This is a genomic window from Curvibacter gracilis ATCC BAA-807, from assembly GCF_000518645.1.
GTDB classification, from domain to species: Bacteria; Pseudomonadota; Gammaproteobacteria; order Burkholderiales; family Burkholderiaceae_C; genus Curvibacter; species Curvibacter gracilis.
Genome location: NZ_JADZ01000014.1, coordinates 59,117 through 75,902, shown reverse-complemented (window position 1 = coordinate 75,902; position 16,786 = coordinate 59,117). Strand labels below are relative to the sequence as shown.

Annotated in this window: 11 protein-coding genes and 2 pseudogenes; 9 read left to right on the top strand and 4 right to left on the bottom strand. The window is 61.9% G+C overall.

What is annotated here, in order from left to right; all coding sequences use genetic code 11:
• Window positions 1–3 precede the first annotated feature (3 nt).
• From L880_RS34385 to L880_RS36340, 4 genes and pseudogenes are all read left to right on the top strand, one after another.
• Window positions 4–732, top strand: a complete 729-nt coding sequence (locus L880_RS34385; RefSeq protein ID WP_051443272.1) for a 4'-phosphopantetheinyl transferase family protein — start codon at window positions 4–6, stop codon at window positions 730–732.
• 147 nt (window positions 733–879) lie between these two features.
• Complete coding sequence (locus L880_RS0112415; RefSeq protein WP_157462836.1) at window positions 880–1,785, top strand: carboxylesterase family protein; 906 nt, start codon at window positions 880–882, stop codon at window positions 1,783–1,785.
• The gene (locus tag L880_RS36655; protein ID WP_084461280.1) at window positions 1,782–9,089 is read left to right on the top strand and encodes a hybrid non-ribosomal peptide synthetase/type I polyketide synthase; all 7,308 of its coding nucleotides are present in this window, start codon (window positions 1,782–1,784) and stop codon (window positions 9,087–9,089) included. Before L880_RS0112415 ends, L880_RS36655 begins: the two co-directional genes overlap by 4 nt.
• A 78-nt stretch (window positions 9,090–9,167) precedes the next feature.
• Window positions 9,168–9,401: pseudogene (locus L880_RS36340) on the top strand (transposase); the annotation flags it as partial.
• 20 nt (window positions 9,402–9,421) lie between these two features.
• Here the strand turns inward: L880_RS36340 and L880_RS34960 are convergent.
• Window positions 9,422–10,702, bottom strand: a complete 1,281-nt coding sequence (locus tag L880_RS34960; RefSeq protein ID WP_084461276.1) for a cystathionine gamma-synthase family protein — start codon at window positions 10,700–10,702, stop codon at window positions 9,422–9,424.
• Window positions 10,703–10,842: 140 nt separating this feature from the next.
• Here L880_RS34960 and L880_RS35620 point away from each other — a divergent pair, with 140 nt between their 5' ends.
• The 5 genes from L880_RS35620 to L880_RS34945 are packed head-to-tail and all read left to right on the top strand — an operon-like array spanning window position 10,843 to window position 14,432.
• On the top strand, window positions 10,843–11,484 hold the full coding sequence (locus tag L880_RS35620) for a hypothetical protein (RefSeq protein WP_157462834.1): 642 nt from the start codon (window positions 10,843–10,845) through the stop codon (window positions 11,482–11,484).
• 5 nt (window positions 11,485–11,489) lie between these two features.
• Window positions 11,490–12,218: a 2OG-Fe dioxygenase family protein gene (locus L880_RS34955; RefSeq protein ID WP_084461274.1), complete on the top strand. Its 729-nt coding sequence runs from the start codon at window positions 11,490–11,492 to the stop codon at window positions 12,216–12,218.
• A complete protein-coding gene (locus tag L880_RS0112400) occupies window positions 12,218–13,156 on the top strand; it encodes a diiron oxygenase (RefSeq protein ID WP_084461272.1) in 939 nt (312 codons plus the stop codon). The genes L880_RS34955 and L880_RS0112400 overlap by 1 nt, the downstream gene beginning before the upstream one ends.
• Window positions 13,153–14,079 (top strand): DMT family transporter, encoded by a 927-nt coding sequence (locus L880_RS34950; protein WP_084461270.1) that lies wholly within the window; start codon window positions 13,153–13,155, stop codon window positions 14,077–14,079. The genes L880_RS0112400 and L880_RS34950 overlap by 4 nt, the downstream gene beginning before the upstream one ends.
• 5 nt (window positions 14,080–14,084) lie before the next feature.
• Entirely contained in the window at window positions 14,085–14,432 is a 348-nt protein-coding gene (locus L880_RS34945) for a 4a-hydroxytetrahydrobiopterin dehydratase (protein WP_211245313.1), read from the top strand.
• A 9-nt stretch (window positions 14,433–14,441) separates the two neighbouring features.
• On the opposite strand, the gene L880_RS34940 is transcribed toward L880_RS34945, so the two are convergent.
• The 3 genes and pseudogenes from L880_RS34940 to L880_RS36805 all read right to left on the bottom strand — a co-directional run.
• A complete protein-coding gene (locus L880_RS34940) occupies window positions 14,442–15,374 on the bottom strand; it encodes a LysR family transcriptional regulator (protein WP_084461269.1) in 933 nt (310 codons plus the stop codon).
• An 858-nt stretch (window positions 15,375–16,232) separates the two neighbouring features.
• The gene (locus L880_RS0112395; RefSeq protein ID WP_027475948.1) at window positions 16,233–16,610 is read right to left on the bottom strand and encodes a hypothetical protein; all 378 of its coding nucleotides are present in this window, start codon (window positions 16,608–16,610) and stop codon (window positions 16,233–16,235) included.
• A gap of 8 nt (window positions 16,611–16,618) precedes the next feature.
• A pseudogene (locus L880_RS36805) lies at window positions 16,619–16,786 on the bottom strand (DUF6973 domain-containing protein); the annotation flags it as partial.

Genomic DNA, 16,786 nt, shown 5'->3' with positions numbered 1-16,786 from the left:
CCCATGATGCCCGTCGACGACACGCCCCTCCCCCGACCGCCCGAAGGCAGCACCAGCCTGTTCCAGGCGCTGTTTGCGTTTCCGGTCAGCGCCTGCGAGCTGCGCGGGCCCGGATCGCCGCAGGCGCTGCTGCCCGCCGAGCGCGACAGCCTGCACGGCGCGGTGCCGGCCCGCATCGCCGAGTTCGCGGCCGGCCGGCACTGCGCCCACCAGGCCCTGCAGGCCTTGGGTGTGGCGGCCGATGTGCCGCTGCTGCGCGGGCCCCATCGCGAGCCGCTGTGGCCGGCCGGTTGGGTCGGCAGCATCACCCACACCACGGGTTATTGCGCGGCCGTGGTGGCGCCGGCCAGCGCCTGCGCCGGACTGGGTATCGATGCCGAGCACTGCGGGCGGGTGGGCCCCGAGCTGTGGCCGATGCTGTTTGACGCCAGCGAGTTGGCCCAGCTGCACTCACTGCAGCCGCTGGCCCGTGACCGGCTGGCCACCGTGTTGTTCGCGGCGAAAGAGGCGTTTTTCAAGAGCCACTTCAGGCTGAGCGGCGCCATGACGGAGTTCACCGACATGGCCCTGCGCCCCACCGCCCCATGGGCCGAACAAGGCAGGCTCGAACTGATCCGGGTCGGCGATGCCCGCGTGGCCGCCTGCGCCCGGCACGCCACCTTGCGCTACGCCTTGCAAGGCCCCCTGGCCCTGGCCAGCGCCACCGTGCACCACACAGCGCCTGCCGCCTGAGCCGAAGCCTCCTTGAGCGCCCCCCCTACCCGGCCGGGCCGAACCGCCTGGGCCGGGCCGGCCCGGCCCCCTGCCGAATCTGTGCCGTCTTGTAAGATATGTAAACAAACGCAAAAAAACAGATCGACAGCGAGGGGAACACGCCCAGTGAAGAATGCAAGAAGGTTTTTGCTCGGGGTGGCCGCGGCAGGGCTGATCGCTGCGCTGTTGATCACGGCCTGGGCCTGGCGCCGGGCCAGCCGCCACCAGCCGCCGGAGCCCTCGGCGTTTTCGCTTCAGCTGGCCACGCAGATGGTGGGTGCCAGCTTCCGCGCACCAGGCCTGAGCCTGGATCTGCCCTACCGCCTGCATGTGCCCGATGCCCTGGACCCCCAGCGCAAGTACCCGCTGATCGTCTACCTGCACGGCGCGGGCGACAACGGCAACGACAACGTGCGCCAGCTGGGGCCTCTGGTGGCGCAGCTGATCCAACAGGCCAAGGGCGCTGAGCCCGCTTTCATCCTGGCCCCGCAGTCCCCGCTGGGCAAGACCTGGGTGCCGGTGCCCGGCGCGCCCTACCTCAATTACAAACAGCAGGCCTTGCCCGAGAGCGAGGCCCTGCAGGCCACACGGGCGCTGGTGGCCCAGATGCCGAGCCGCTACCCCATCGACCCCGATCGCGTGTACCTGCTCGGGTTCTCGGCCGGTTCGGCCGGCAGCTGGGACCTGCTGACCCGCACCCCCAGCCACCCCTACGCCGCCGCGGCCATGCTGTCGGGCGCCTACGACCCTTCGCGTGCGGCCGCCGTGGCCCAGCTGCCGCTGTGGTTCTTCCATGGCGACCAGGACCAGGTCTCGCCCTACACCACCACGCTGGAGACCGTGCAGGCCCTGCGCCAGGCTGGCGGATCCCCCCGCTACACCCTGGTCGAAGGGGGCGGCCACGACACCAACGGGGCCGCCGTCCAGGCCGGCGTCTATGCCTGGCTGCTGAGCCAGCGACGGACGGCCGCCCCTGCACCGCAGACACCGCCCCCGGTGTCGCCGGCCCCGCAGTCGCGAGCCCCGGCATGAGTGGCCCGACGATGGAAGCGGGTCGCCTGACGAACCCGCAGCCGGCAGCGCTGGAGCGTCCGGTGATCGCGCATTTCGAGGCCCAGGTGCGTCTGGCGCCGGATCGCCTGGCGGTGCAATTCGAGGGGGCCAGCCTGAGCTACGCCGAGCTGAACCGGCGCGCCAACCGGCTGGCCCGCGAGCTCATCGCACAGGGCGTGCAGGCCGACGAGTCCGTCGGCGTGTGCATGCAGCGCAGCCTGGAGCTGGTGGTGGCCTTGCTGGGCATCGTGAAGGCCGGCGCCGCCTATGTGCCCTTTGATCCGGAATACCCGCCCGATCGGCTGGCGTTCATGATGAGCGACTCGGGGGCCCAGCGGGTGCTGACCCACGCGGCCGTGCGCGACGTCGCCTTCCCGGCCGGGGTGCGCCCGGTGTGGGTGGATTCGGCGGCCTTCAGCACCACCACCGCCGAGGACGAGCTCGCCCCGGCGTTTCGCGGCGGGCCCGACACCGCCGTGTACATGATCTACACCTCGGGCTCGACCGGCCAGCCCAAAGGAGTGCCCAATCTGCACCGCGGCCTGGCCAACCGCCTGCTGTGGATGCAGGACACCTTCCAGCTCGGGCCCGATGACCGGGTGCTGCAGAAGACGCCCTTCAGCTTCGATGTCTCGGTGTGGGAGTTCTTCTGGCCGCTGATGGTGGGGGCGTCCATCCACCTGGCCCGCCCGGGCGGGCACCGCGACCCGGCCTACCTGGTCGAGACCCTGGCCAGCGCCGGCATCACCACGGTGCATTTCGTGCCCTCGATGCTGGGCTTGTTTCTGACCGCTCCCGGGCTGGATCGGCTCACCCGCCTGAAGCGGGTGATGTGCAGCGGCGAGGCCCTGCCCTACGAGCTGACGCGCCGCTTCTTCGAGCGGCTGCCGGGCAAGGAGCTGCACAACCTGTACGGCCCGACCGAGGCCTCGATCGACGTCACCTGGTGGCCCTGCCGGCCCGACAGTGCCCTGAAGGTGATCCCGATCGGCTTTCCGATCGCCAACACCGAGACCTGGATCCTGGACGCCCAACTGCAGCCGGTGCCGCCGGGCGAGGCGGGCGAACTGCACCTGGGCGGCGTGCAACTGGCCCGGGGCTACTGGAACCGCCCCGAACTCACGCAAGAGCGCTTCATTGCCCACCCTTTCTCGACCGAGCCGGGGGCGCGCCTGTACAAGACCGGCGACCTGGCCCGGCAGATGCCGTCCGGCGCCATCGAGTACCTGGGCCGCATGGACTTCCAGGTGAAGCTGCGCGGCCTGCGCATCGAGCTCGGTGAGATCGAAGCCGCCCTGATGCAGCAGCCCGGCGTGCGCGAGGCCGTGGTCAGCGCCACCGACGGCGAGCTGGAAGACAAGCAACTGGTGGCCCACCTGGTGGCCGAGGGCGAGCGCCCGAGCATCGCCGAGCTGCAGCAGGGCCTGCTGCGGGTGCTGCCCGACTACATGGTGCCGGCCCGCTACTGCTTCATCGACGCCATGCCGCTGTCGCCCAATGGCAAGGTGGACCGCAAGGCCTTGCCCCCGCCACCCCAGCAGCGGCCGGCGCTGGCCGAGGGCTTTGTCGCCCCGCAGACCGAGTTGCAACGCGAACTGTGCGCGGTGTGGCAACAGGTGCTGGGCCTGGACCGCGTGGGCATCCGCGACAACTTTTTCGACCTGGGCGGCAACTCGCTGCAGCTGCTCAAGGCCGTGGCGGCGCTGAACACCCGGCTGGGCCGCGAGGTGCCGGCGGTGAAGGTGTTCCAGTTTCCGTCGGTGGAAAAGCTCTCGGCCCACCTGTCTGGCGCGGCGGCGGCCGACCCGCTGATGGACGACGCCTTCCAGCGCGCGAACCGGGGCCGCGGTGAGGCCGGCCCGCACAAGCTGTCGGGCGCGGTGGCCGTGATCGGCATGGTGGGCCGCTTTCCGGGCGCGCGCGATCTGCAACAGCTCTGGCGCAACCTGCTCAACGATGTGGAGTCGATCACCCGCTTCACGCCCGAGGAGCTGGCCGAGGGCGTGGACGAAGAAACACGCAACGACCCCAACTACGTGCCCTGCCGGGGCATCGTGGACGACGCCGACAAGTTCGACAACAGCTTCTTCGGCATCGGCCCGCAGGAGGCCAAGGTGATGGACCCGCAACAGCGCGTGTTCCTGGAAATGGCCTGGCACGCCCTGGAAGACGCCGGGCACGACCCCAGCCGCTTCAAAGGCATGATCGGTGTGTACGCCGGAGTGGGCGACAACCATTACTACTACAACAACGTGCTGTGCCACCCCGCGCTGGTGAAGACCGTGGGCAAGCTCATCGTGGGCTATGGCAACGAGAAGGACTACATCGCCACCCGGGTCTCCTACCAGCTCGACCTGACCGGCCCCAGCGTGAGCGCCACCACCGGCTGCTCCACCTCGCTGCTGTCCATCGACAACGCCTGCAAGGCGCTCAATGCCTTCGAGTGCGACATGGCCCTGGCCGGCGGCGTGGACATCCATGCCCCCCAGAAAAGCGGCCAGATCCACCAGGCCGGCGGCCCTTTCACGAGTGACGGCCACTGCCGGCCCTTCGATGCCGAGGCCTCGGGCACCATGTTCTCCGACGGCGCCGGCATCGTGGTGCTGCGCCGGCTGGAAGAAGCCCTGGCCGACGGCGACCACATCTATGCGGTGGTGCTGGGTTCGGCCAAGAACAACGATGGCGCGCAAAAGGTCAGCTTTCTCGCGCCCAGCGTGGAGGGCCAGGCCCGCGTGATAGCGCTGGCCCAGGCCCAGGCCAATGTGCAGGCCGACAGCATCGGCTATGTCGAGGCCCATGGCACCGGCACGCCGCTGGGCGACCCGATCGAGCTGGAGGCCCTGACCAAGGCTTTCCGCGCCTCGACCGAGCGCGAGCAGTTCTGCAAGATCGGCTCGATCAAGGGCCACATCGGCCACCCCACGATTGCCTCGGGCATTGCGGGCTTCATCAAGGTGGCGCTGGCGCTGCAGCACGAGGAGATTCCGGGCACCCTGCATTTCAAGACGCCGAACCCGCGTTTCGACCTGGCGCGCAGCCCCTTCGAGGTGGTGGCCCGCCGCACCCCCTGGCCGCGCTCGGCCACACCGCGGCGCGGGGCCGTCAGCTCCTTCGGCTTTGGCGGCACGAATGTGCACGCCATCCTGGAAGAAGCGCCGCCGGCCGCGCCCTCCGGGCTGGCCCGTGCCCAGCAACTGCTGCCACTGTCGGCCAAGACCCCGGCCGCGCTGGAACGCCTGCGGCGGCAACTGGCCGTCTGGCTGGGCGAACACCCCGAGGCCCCCCTGGCCGATGTGGCCTACACCCTGCAGGTGGGACGCAAGGCACTGGCCTGGCGCGAGGTGGTGGTCGCCCCGGGCGTGGCTGAGGCCATTGCCAGCCTGGCCGCCCCCCATGCCGCCCCCACCGAGCTGCAGAGCCTGCAACCCGCGGTGGTGTTCATGTTCCCGGGGCAAGGCGCCCAGTACGCCAACATGGGGCGCGAGCTCTACCAGGGCGAGCCCGAGTTCCGGCACTGGGTGGATCGGTGCTGCGATCTGTTCCGCCCGCACCTGGCGCGCGACCTGCGCGAGCTGCTGCTGCCCCCGCCCGGGCAGGAGGACGAAGCCAACACCTTGCTGATGGACACCGGCTACACCCAGCCGGCGATGTTCACCATCGAGCTGGCGCTGGCCCGCTGGTGGATGAGCCTGGGGGTGAAACCGGCCGCGGTGCTGGGCCACTCGGTGGGCGAGTTTGTCGGGGCCCACCTGGCCGGCGTGTTCACGCTGGAGCAGGCGATTGCGCTGGTGGCCCTGCGGGCCCGGCTGATCCGTGAGCTGCCCCGCGGGGCCATGCTCTCGGTGCGTTGCTCGGCCGCCAGCCTGGAAGGCCGCCTGCCGCCCGAAGTGCAGGTGGCCGCGGCCAATGGCCCGGCGCTGTGCGTGCTGGCCGGCCCGCATGAGGCCATGGCAGCCTGTGCCCAGCAGCTGGAAGCGCAAGGCATCACGGTGCGCCCGCTGCAGACCTCGCACGCCTTCCATTCGGCCATGATGGCGCCCGCCGTGGAGGCCTTCCGCACGGCCCTGGCGGCAGAGACCTTCGGCGCGCCCACGATCCCATTCATGTCGACCAGCCTGGGCGCATGGGTCGACCGGGCCGAGGATCTGGGGCCCGACTACTGGGCCCAGCACATCCGCCGGCCGGTGCTGTTCGAGCAGGCCGTGGGGCAACTGCTCCGTGAGCTCGACAGCGCCACGGTGTTCCTTGAGATCGGGCCGCGCGATGTGCTCGCCACCCTCACCCGACTGCAGGCCCAGAGCCCGCGCAAGCAGCGCGTGCTGGCCTCGCTCGGCGACGCAGCAGGCAACCCCGATCAGGACCTGGCCGCACTGACCCGCACCGTGGGCCGCCTGTGGACGCAGGGCGTGGAGGTGGACTGGACGGCCTACCACGGCGCCCAGCCACGCCGCCGCATCCCCCTGCCGGGCTACCCCTTCGAGCGGCGCTCGCACTGGCTGCCGGCTTTGCGCGTGGAGGGGATGGGCACCGCCCCAGCCCAGGCCACACCGAAGCCATCGACGCCGCCGACAGAACCGTTGCTGGCCCCGGTGCTGGCCCCGGTGCGCCGGGCCGAGGCCTCCGTGCAAGCCCCCGATGACCCAACCCCGCCCGTGCCCGGCCTGCGCCTGGGCCGCGACGCCCGGGGCCAGCCCGCCTGGTATGCGCCCACGGCCACCGGCTACCGGGTGCTGCAAGGCCGCGAGCCGGCCGCCGACCCGTTCGCGCCGCCCGCCGCCAAGGTGCTGGACACCACGCCTGAGCTGCAGGAGATCTACCGCATCGCCCGCCAGGGTGGCCCGGCGGCCCAGGCCTTCCATGAGGGCTTTGCGATCCGCCTCTCGGGCATGGTGGACGAAGCCGCGCTGAAGGCCGCGATCCAGGGCCTGGCGCTGATCCACGAAGCGGTGCGCGGGCACTTCGCCGCGGACGGCCGCCAGTTCGTGATCGCCCCGACGCTGCAGGTGCCCGTCACCGAACTGGACCTGGGCGAGCTCAGTGAGGCAGCGCTGCAGGCCGCCACCGAGCGGGCCGAAGCGGCCGAGGCCGAGCGCCCCTATGCGCTGGAGGCCGGCCCCTTGCTGCGGGTGACCCTGCTGCGCGCCGGCCCTGGTGAGCGGGTGCTGTTGCTGGCCGCGCACGCCGCGGTGGCCGACGGCTGGTCGCTGGATGTGTTGCTGGAGGACCTGGGCCGGCTGTACGCGAGCCTGGCGGCCCGCGCCGCGCCGTCGAAACTGCCGGCCCATGGATGGACCGACTACCTGGCCTGGCGCCGCAGCCCGGCCTCGGTGTCCAAGGCGCAAGAGGCGCAGGCCTGGTGGCACCGGCAGCTGAGCCCGCCGCCGGCCCCCTTGTCGCTGCCCTACGACCAGGCCCGCCCCGCGTCGCTGAGCTGGCGGGCCCATGGCGCCGCGCAGGCGCTGGGCGGCGCCGACATGGCACAGATCCACGCCTTTGCCCGCCACCACGGGGTGAGCTTCTTCTCGGTGCTGCTGGCGGGTTTTGTGCGCCAGCTGGCACAACGCAGTGCGGCCACCGATCTGGTGGTGGGCGTGGCGTTTGCAGACCACCCGGGTGCCGACATGGTCGATGCCGTGGGGCGCCTGGTGCGCGTGCTGCCCTTGCGCGTGCGCCTGGGCCACGACGAGGCCTTTGGCGAGATCTGCCGCCGCTGCCATGCGGCCATCCTGGACGCCAGCGGCCACACCGCCGTGAGCATGACCGGGCTGGCCGACGCGCTCGGCACGGCACGCGAGGCCGCGCGCCCCGCGCTGGCCGCGCTGTTCACCTATGTGCGTGAATACCTGCCGGGCGAACTGAAGTTCGCCCCGGCCTCGGTGAGCTACCGGGCCATGCCGCGGCAGGCCATCCTGACCGAGCTGGACCTGACGGTGACCGAGGCCGAGCACGGCCTGCGCCTGGAAGCGCTGGGCCTGAGCGACCTGGCCAGCCCGGCCTGGCTGGCCGAGTTTGTGCACGCGCTGGGCCGGGGCCTGGCCCAAGGGAGCACCGAAGGTGATGCCCCCTGCGGCGACAGCCCTACCGGCACGACATCGGGCACTTCAGCCGCCGCCACGGACGCCCTGGAGCGCTATCTGGTCGATGTATGGAGCCGCACCCTGGGGGTGGACGATGTCAGCGTGGACCTCAGCTTCTACGAGCTGGGCGGCCACTCGCTGCTGGCCCTGCAGGTGTTCAACGAGATCCACCAGACCTACAAGCTGCGCCTGCCGCTGTCGGCCCTGGTGGAACACAGCACCATCCGCGCCCTGGCCGCCCACCTGAGGGCGGTGCTGGACATCCCCGACGAGGCCAGCCCGGCCGGGCCCGGTGCGGCCACCACAGCGCCCACAACAGCACCCACCACAGCGCGAGCTCTCAGCGATGCCCCGGCCGCCACCGCCAGAGCGCCCGCCTGGAGCACCCTGGTGGCCCTGCAAGCCAAGGGCACCCGGCGGCCGTTCTTCTGCGTGGCGGGCATGGGCGGCAACCCGATGAACCTGCGCGCGCTGGCCCAGGCGCTGGGGCCGGAGCAGCCCTTCTACGCCCTGCAACACCGCGGGGTGGACGGGGTGCTGCGCCCGCACGAGAGCATCGAGGCCATGGCCGCAGAATCCATTGCCGACCTGCGCCGGGTGCAGGCCCAGGGGCCGTATGACATCGGCGGCTTCTCGTTTGGCGGGCTGGTCGCGTACGAGATGGCGCAGCAACTGCTGCGCGCCGGCGAGACCGTGGGGGGCCTGGTGCTGCTGGACACGGCCAACCCCAGTGCACTGCATTGGCGCCCGCGTGAGCGCCTGCTGCAGCACTGGCGCAACCTGCGGGCCGAGGGGCCGCGCTACCTGGGCTACCGCCTGCAAGGCAACCTGGAGCGGCGCCGCCAGGCGCGCGAGCAGAAAGCCAAGGCCAGCGCCGCCCTGGCCGTGCAGGACGACGCCTTTGCCTACCGCGTCGAACTGGTGACCGAGATGAGCACCCAGGCCGAACTGCGCTACCAACCCCAGCCGCTGGACGCCCCGGTGCTGCTGGTGAAGTGCGACTTCAGAACCCCGCCCACCCAGGGCATCGGCTTTCCAGCCCACGAATCCAATGGCTGGCGCGAGCTGGTGGCGCCAGGCCGGCTGCGCATCGTGCACGTGCAGTGCAGCCACCTCGACATGGTGGTGCCGCCCTACGCGAATCAGACTGCGCAGCAGGTGGCAGAGGGGCTGGCGTTGATGCGGGGTGAGGGGCCGTCGGGCTGAGGGTTGGGAGGGCTCGCCAACGCCTGGGGTCCTCTCATACCCATCACTCTGGCGATCGGGGCCTGATTTCGGCATAGGCCGAAGTGCCCTTGGCAACGGGCAGTTGCGAGAACATCAATGGCTTGCTGCGCCAGTTCCTGCCCAAGGGGACCGACCTGAGCGTGCACGATCAGGATGCGCAGGACTTCATTGCGGACATGATGAGCAACCGTCCGCGCCAGATGCTGGGATGGCAGTCATCCATACCAGGCGTTCCAGCAGTTCCAGCAGTTCCAGCAGGCCATCGCACAGCGCCAGGACGCTACCCTTCACGGAATCTCAATCGAACCGTGTCAACAACTGGTGTTGCGCTTCGGATTTGAGATCGCCCCAACTTTTGTCAGAGCTTGCTCGAAGTCTTCCAGCAAGTCAGTGGCATCCTCAAGTCCCACCGATACGCGGATCATGCCGTCTGCAATGCGCATGTCGCGTCTCGTTTCCGCACCTGCCTCCCAAAAAATTGTCGGTGCTACGGGAATAATCAATGTGCGTGTGTCACCCAATCCAGTCGCTTTGATAGGAATCTTCAGAGCATTGAGCACACTGGTCATCGTGCCGACATCTCGTAGATCAAAGGAAAGTAACCAAGAGCAAGCTCCAAACCATTGCCGTGCTGTCTCAAACTGGGGATGCTCTTCCAATCCTGGGTAGTGCACAGCTGCAACGCCTGGATGTTCGCGAAGGTAGCGAGCAAGCTCCATTGCGGTTGCACTGCTGCGTTGCACTCGCAGAGCTAGTGTTTCCATGCCAATCGCAATCTGATGTGCTTGTTGCGACGAGAGCGAGGCCCCCATGTCCCTCAATCCCTTCTTGCGGATCTGTTGAAGTCCCCAATACGTGGAATCCCCACGCCTGTAGCTGTTGAAGATATTGGGATAACGACTCCAGTCGAAAATACCTGTGTCCGTGACTGATCCACCAAGTGCAGCGCCATGACCGCCGAGTGTTTTGCTTAACGAGTTAATCACCAAGCTAGCACCCACGTTGCGTGGAGTGAATAGTGCTGGTGAGGTCACGGTGTTATCTACAACGTAGAGAACGCCAGCATCTCGACAAAGTTCGCCAATGGCTGGCAGGTCAGGAATTTGCGTGCCGGGATTGGCTATTGTCTCGACGAACACCATCCGTGTATTTGGGCGCAATGCGAACGCAACGGCTGCTTGTGACGTTGGCTCAACGAGCGTTACTTCGATGCCAAGGTCACGCAGAGTGCCAAGCAAGCTGTTGGTGTTACCAAACACGTAGCGGCTAGAGACCAGATGGTCGCCTGCCTTCAACAGCGTCAAAAAAACGGCGGCAACTGCCCCCATTCCCGTCGAAAAACAAACGGTACCGCAACCTCGTTCCAATTGTGTGATCTTCGATTCCAGGGCTGCCGTGGTGGGCGTTCCTTGACGGGCATAGTTGAACGAACCCTTAACTGCGCCTTGAAATACGCCAATCAAATCTTCCACCTTCTCAAAACCAAATTGTGTAGAAGTGTGAATTGCTTGGTGCACACCGCCATGCGGGACGCCGGCAATACGATCTGCTTGCACGATGCTTGTGGTGAAGCCCATTTCATACTGGCTCATTTGAATCCTCTGGTGATGAAGTTCTTGCCGTTTATACACGTCATGATCCGAAGAATTTCCATCTATCGAATTCGTTCATATGCAGGGCTCCAGATATCTGCGTTGGCGATGGTGAAGCTTGCGAAGCATGTCGACAATGTGTGCCGCAGCAATCATTTCAATACAGCCGTGAGTACAAGGGACATGAGATGAAAAGAGAGAAGAATTTGAGACCAACGCCAACTGAATGGGCTCACTGGAACCCTGGCCTAGATAATGGAAATCTGACGCTTGGCGAAGTCTATTCAACATTGCCAACTTATGAGTTTCACTCATACCCATGGATCGTGTTGCTGCTCGAAAACCCCAAAAGCCCATTTGCGCTGAAGGGTAACTGCACATTGCTGCGTCATGATCTTATTCATGTGCTGATAGGTCGAGGCCTATTTGTTCAAGATGAGGCATTCGTGATTGGTTATACGATGGGGACTTCGCGTCACATAGGCGGCTTCGAGAAGGAGTTTTTCAAATGGTGTGCGCATAGGCTATACCCATCCAAGTATCGCTTCAAAAAGTCGGATTTGTCAGTATTTGATTTGGGATTTTCAGCGGGCCAATCAAACCGGATTGATATCTTCAATTTGCCACTTGAGCAAATGCAGCACCGCAAACTTGATGAGCTGCGATCAGAACTCAACATCAATGTCCCGCTGTTAAGGCATCTATACACCATTGAAAACATCATCACTCCGACACGTGCAAGCAAGCGTATTCCATCGTACTACCAAATGGCTGAAGGTTGATTCATATGCCAATAATTAAAGAAATCTCTACTGAGCCAGTTCTTGGGCGCAGCGTCTGGGTTGGCAACTGCATACAAGAAGTTTTTGAAGGAGCATGCGATTCAAATGCTATTGCGATTGCTGCTACCTCTTGGGCAGACTTGGATGCAGACAACTATCTTCGCGACGGAGGCCGATATCGGCGGCGTCGATACGCAGAGCTTGCTTACGACCTGCACACCAGTTCGCTTACCGACCTCAAGCGAAACGAATTCTTTCAGTCAAATGCGTATAACCATGTCAACGGTGGTACACGTCGGTTCAGACTAATTGATGATGCATTTTTACAATCGCCATTGATACAAAAAATTCTCAAACACTTTAGTCACCGCTTTGCAACTGCGCTTGGAGTTGCAAGCCTTGAATTGTTCTTACACCAAGTCCGCATCCTTGGCGAACCTGGTATTAACGGATTACCTACCCCTGAAGGTATTCACAAGGACGGTGTTGATTTCAGTTGCCAAGTCTTGTTTGGACGACACAACTTGAGCGGTGGCAAAAGTATCATTTACGACAACGAGAAGAATCCATTGATGACAGCTACGATGCTGGAGCCACTTGATTTCTACTGCTTCCGAGATCCTGATATTTACCACGCCGTTACACCCGTGGCGTCTGAGGATGGCATCAAGACCGGGACACGCGACATTCTTGGCATTGAATTCTGTGTGCGTCGTGAACGTGCGGAGTCATAATGAGTACCGCATCAACAGCATCCGCTGAACTAGGTTGGTTTTCCACAGCGACGGTGCGACTACCTTGCACAGCGATCATCGATGATGACCTTTCCTTCGATTGGCGCTTTCCGATTGAAATGAAGCCTCTGCTAGGCCATCCAGTGGTGTTAGCACAATCGTATGAGGTTCGCCGCTTTATCCATGTTCAGGCATATCACAAGTATCTGCATGACATATGCTTGACTGAGACAGACGTGGTCAATCGTGTGGCTGCGGATATTGCATATGGCCATTCAGTGCGTAAGTTTGAGCCGGACATCGCTGCTCAGGCTTTGGCGATCATCGTTGATGAAGCATTCCATTCCTACATGGCGCGACTATTTTCGCTGAAGGTGATTCGTGCCACTGGCATAGAGCCGCTGGTATTGCCTCGGCGCAATCCGCTGGTCAATGCATACGAGGTTGTTGCGAAAGGTATGAACGAAAATAATGCGGCCCTATCGCGGTTCCTATGTTGTTGCCTGTCTGAAAGTACCTTTACCAAGGAAATCTTGGTTGCCAGCAAGCTCGAAGGCTATGACCCCGCCTTTCGCAAGCTTATGGAACAGCACTTGGCAGATGAAGGGCGGCATTACGGCTATTTCCGCCATGCACTCACATGGCTCTGGGATCGTCTGGCGGAAAGCGAAAGAGAAACAGCTGCACGTTTGCTGCCGGCCATCATCAAAGTCTACTTCGATGATTCTGATGAATTGATCTTCGACCGCAACGTGTTGTTGGCTGCGGGCATGGCTCCGTCGGTCGTGGACTCTGTGTTCAGAGATATAGAACGGGTGCGGCCCGCCTTTGGCGAATTACCCCGATTGCGCAATAGCTTGGAATTTCTGCGGCAGGCGAGGGTCTTACCGCATCCAGCAGTTCAGCGTCAGCTAGCAAATGAAGGATTGCTCCAATGAGACCATCGGACTACGCACGCTTGTTGTTGCTCGCAGCGCTATGGGGGGCGAGTTTTCTGTTTATGAGGATCGCGGCCCCAGTGCTGGGGGGCATGTTGACTGCGTCCATGCGAATCGCTCTTGGTGTCGCAAGTCTCACCATCTTTCTGCCCTTGCTTGGTGTGTCGTTGCGGCTTGGACGACACTTACGTGCGACGCTTCTCCTGGGCGTGATCAACACGGGCATTCCACTGCTGATGTATGCGCTTGCCGCACGTGTTCTACCGGCTGGGTACTCGGCCATTCTCAATGCCACGACGCCACTCATGGGCGTAATTCTTGGGGCTGTATTTTTCGGTGAACGGGTGGATTCACGCAAGATGCTGGGCGTGGCTGTTGGTCTTGCGGGAGTCGCCACGCTGACTGCTGCTGGGCCTATCGAGGTGTCTCTGGCTGCCGTGCTCGGCACCATAGCTTGTCTCATCGCTACTGGTTGCTATGGAGCAAGCGGCTTCCTAGTTCGACGCTGGATCCCGCCAAAACTAGGTGTCGATGCGAGACAGGTCGCTTTCGGGAGTCAACTGGGTGCCTGTTTGCTACTGCTGCCATTCTTTGCAGTCTCACTCGCGCAAAACCCAAGGTCACTGGTCTTTGCATTTACTGAGCCAAGTCTGTTGCTTTCTTTGCTGGCTCTTGGCATTGCCTGTACAGCCATTGGATATATTTTGTACTTCAATCTAGTGAATGACATCGGCCCCATTCGCTGCCTGACAGTCACGTTTCTGATTCCACCCTTCGGAGTCTTTTGGGGGGCGCTATTTTTGCATGAACGAGTTACTTGGGCACATTTATTTGGTAGTGCATTGATAATGGCGGCATTATTCCTTGTTTTGGAAACTGCGCACAAGCCGGCGGCAGAAGCCAAACGGAAGGTAGCCGCATAGATCAAATGACGAGACCGATTAAATCAAGCAATATAAATGGAAAACGCCTAACTGGGGTTGAGCTTAGCGATGGATTAGCACGCTGCCATGCATGGAACTATGATGCCATTCGTGGCGGAACAATCTCGCGCGTCTTCGAATTTTCCAATTTTCGAGTGGCATTCGCTTTTATGACACAAGTTGCATTCGCTGCGGACAAGCGTGCTCACCATCCGGAATGGTCTAATACTTATGCACGTGTCGAAGTAACTCTGACTACACATGATGTCGGCGGATTGTCAATAGCCGACATCGAATTCGCATTGTCTATAGATAAAATTTTTGAGGTATTTATTCCAACAGTGCGTCGCTAAATTTAATGCTCACAGATCGCAGGTAAGAACGCCCGCTTTCCATGCTTCCGTTTGCATGATTAGTGTCTTGCTGCGAATAAATTCCATGACTATGTCGGTTGCTTTGTTGCGCGAATGTCCCAGCAATTGACATACGACTAACTGCCGCAATGCTCTAAATGGCAATTCTAGAACTTGAGTTCCTGGGGCATCTGGGAAAACAGTCAATCGCGGAAGCACTGCATAACCAAGTCCGCGACTGACCATCGCAACAATGCCGCTCTCGTTCACCAACTCACGGACTCTGTGACGCGACATTCCAGCATTTAGGCACTGCTCTACAATCCATTGGGCGCCTGGCTGCTGTAGGTGAATAAGCGGGGTCTTTGCCAACTCTTTCCAGTTGGCTGGTGAGCTAAGACGCATAGAAGCAGGTGCGACGACAACATAGCGATCAGAAACCAACGGTTGCACTGATATTCTGGACAGCGTGCTCCCCTGCGGGCTACGAGTGATGCCCACATCTGCGAGGCCTCTCTCGATCATTGTTGTCACTTCGCCGTAACTGTGGCAGCCGTCGAATACCTCTATATGCACACCAGGGCACTCGCGCTCCAGAGCCTCGACGACATGGGGTAACAGGTGCGTAGCCGTGCTGCGGATGCTTGCAATACGTACGGTTCCACGCAAGCCCACGTGGTCCCGCGACTCCTGTCCGATTTCTTGGGCCAGTTGTAACATCCTGCGCGCATGAGCTAGCACTCGTTGTCCAACTTGCGTTGGCGTGCAGCCGGCACGTGTGCGCACTAATAGACGCACACCAAGGTAGCGTTCGAGTTCTGCGATGGAATGGCTGATTCGAGACTGAGTGCAGCCCAGTTCAACACTGGCAGCACTGAAGCCACCAGCCTCAACCGCTGCCACCAATGCTTCAAGCTGAGAAAGTTTGATCTGGTCTGTCATATTAGGCCACCAGCTGAGGTCAGTTAAGCTTTAAAGCTTCACGACAATTGGTCGAAAATTATCATGATCAGCCAAGCGTACGGCAATGGTTCTAGATTTCTTTATCTTTTGGCATGCATCTGCCACTTTTTACGTAACAAGATTAACTTCATACTTCATTTTGATGCTTTTTAAAAATTTAATTCTTTTATTGAGCTTGTAGTGTAAAAAACTTATGGCCGAAGTTTGTGGCAAAAAGCAACCTCAGATCTAGGCAGGCTAATTGAGCGCTACCAAATTAAGATCATGGTGTATTGCAGTATTGAACCAAGTGTGAACCTGTCCAACACTCTGACAGGTGTAGTAATTTTCTGTTTCGCCGACTAAATATTAATTTTAAAAATACAAATCACCTGAACCGCCAAGCGGTTCATCAATTTTGCCAATGTTGAAATTTTTATATTTTCGGAAATTCTTGATTTGCTTGAAATGATGGATTGAATTTTATGAATTGAATTAGTCTGAATGACTAAAAAGCCAAAAATGCCTTGCGCAATGGTTTAACCCCAAAGGCACCTATCAGGCAAGTTCCAGTCAGTTAATCCTTGAACGGTTAGAAAATCAGCCGCCGAGATCGGCATAGGGGGCTGCGATCGTCGCAGCCGCCCCTGTCGCACCGCCCGGCGTGCAGATCCGCACCGGGCGGTTCGAGAGATTGAGGTCTGGGCACCCCCAGCGCGTCGAAGTACCCAATGGTGAGCACACGCTTGATGACCCCGTCGCTGTTTCGCCACCAGCGGTGTCAGTTGCCCGCCACCTGCAGTTGGTCCATCTGTCAACGGCGGTTTTACAACCGAGCCCGCTTGTGTGCAAATTGGATTACTTCGGCTCAGGAATGATCTTCACTCCAACAATCTTCCCCGAGGACTTATCTGCGACAAATGCCAGCAAATAACCTTTTCCATAGTCGCTTTCAACGGAACTTGATCCCACAAGATAGGCTGGATTTTCGTTGTAGTCGTAATACCCGGTGGGTGTTCCGAGAAGGGTCCTGACATCGCCGGACGTCAAGGACTTGAGATCGTGCTGAGAAAGAAATGAGTACACCATCTCCCCTCGTTTCTCTTGGCTCGCGGTGGCCCAGGCTTCTTTGGAAAACTCTCGCGCGCCTAATAGCTTGGCTTGCTCTGAGACAGGCGGAGGGGAACATCCGAACAGGCCGGTCATCGCCAGCACCCACCCCATCATGGTTTGCATTCTCCAGCTCATCTGTCCAAAACCTTGAGTTGCCCCGCCATCAGTGCCGCCATGCAGCGCTGACTCAACATCTGATTGGAGATTCCAGCCCTCACGACGGAGAGACCTACGGCGTTGTTGTGGAGGTCCATCTCCGTCTCAACCTTTGGATTGAGCGACGATGATTCGTGGGCTGT